Genomic DNA, 514 nt, shown 5'->3' with positions numbered 1-514 from the left:
AGGTGTGCAAATCGGTGAACACTTATTTACCAGAATTGTTGTAGTTTTAAGGAACATTTAGGAACGATTTGACTTTTGTTTTTACAAATACATGTTTAACGAAAGCTTCTAAAAATGCAAACAAACAACACCTTTTCGGTGGTTTTCTTCACAAGAAAGTCCCGAAGCAAACAACAGGAACTCTCTATTTATGCAAGAATTACCGTAAATGGCAAGCGTTCTGAGATCAGTCTAAAGCGACATGTCCAACAAAGAGAATGGGATTCCTCCAAAAATAGGGGACGGGGCAGCTCATATCCCATTCAGACCTTGAACAAGTACCTTGACCAAGAATACAGCAGGTTATTGGACTGCCATAAGCAACTTTTGGATGAATCAAAAATCGTTACAGCTAACGCCATAAAATACCGTTTCTTGGGAGAGGATGACAACCATAAAACTTTATCAGAGCTGATAGACTACCATAATGTCAATATGGTTACGGTTTTAAAGCATGGCACTCTGAAAAACTATT

General features: G+C 38.1%; 1 protein-coding gene. It reads left to right on the top strand.

Annotation, left to right across the window (positions count from 1 at the left end; translation table 11 throughout):
• Nucleotides 1-114 precede the first annotated feature (114 nt).
• Nucleotides 115-514: Arm DNA-binding domain-containing protein (locus tag DKT72_RS17390; protein WP_502243705.1), on the top strand; the 400-nt coding region annotated here is incomplete at its 3' end.

It is taken from the genome of Confluentibacter sediminis (genome assembly GCF_003258355.1).
GTDB lineage: Bacteria > Bacteroidota > Bacteroidia > Flavobacteriales > Flavobacteriaceae > Confluentibacter > Confluentibacter sediminis.
This window is presented reverse-complemented; position numbering and strand designations above follow the sequence as displayed.